At 45.3% G+C, this 600-nt stretch carries 1 protein-coding gene; it reads right to left on the bottom strand.

What is annotated here, in order from left to right; genetic code table 11:
• Positions 1–39: 39 nt before the first annotated feature.
• Positions 40–600, bottom strand: a 561-nt coding sequence (locus R7Z47_RS25775; RefSeq protein WP_318130884.1) for a DUF808 family protein, incomplete at its 5' end; no start/stop codon positions are given.

Here is a 600-nt window from a genome sequence, read left to right as displayed (position 1 = left end):
ATTAGAGACAGCATGGCCCTTTTTCATTTTATATGTGGATTATTTACCGCGAAGCTTTTCTACCACCGTCCATACAGCAACCACAATCAAACCCGCTACAAAACCGATAATGCCGTTAAGCAAAATAGGCAGAATCGCTGTAGCAACCGAATGACCACTAAAGTTCATAATAATCGGTTCTACAAAGTGGTGAATGGCGGGCACGTTGTGCACTACAATCCCGCCACCGACTAAAAACATCGCAGCAGTTCCCACAATCGTTAACAACTTCATCAGCTTTGGTGCGAAAGCAACTAAAGCACTGCCAACTTTCGCCATCCAGCCCTTACCTTTTGAGCGAATTTCAAGGTAGAAGCCCAAGTCATCCAATTTCACGATGCCTGCTACTAAGCCATAAACACCAATGGTCATGATGACCGCAATTAAGCTCACCACTAAGATTTGCGTCACAAGACTCGCCCCAGTCACGGTACCCAACGCAATCACAATAATTTCCGCTGAGAGAATAAAATCGGTTCGAATCGCACCTGCAACTTTTCGCTTTTCGTATTCCTCTAACGACTCGCCCATGTCCACCAACTCTTCTTTTTCTTCATGGGG

Origin of the sequence: Vibrio sp. 1641, assembly GCF_033339995.1 — a bacterium.
GTDB classification, from domain to species: Bacteria; Pseudomonadota; Gammaproteobacteria; order Enterobacterales; family Vibrionaceae; genus Vibrio; species Vibrio alginolyticus.
This window is presented reverse-complemented; position numbering and strand designations above follow the sequence as displayed.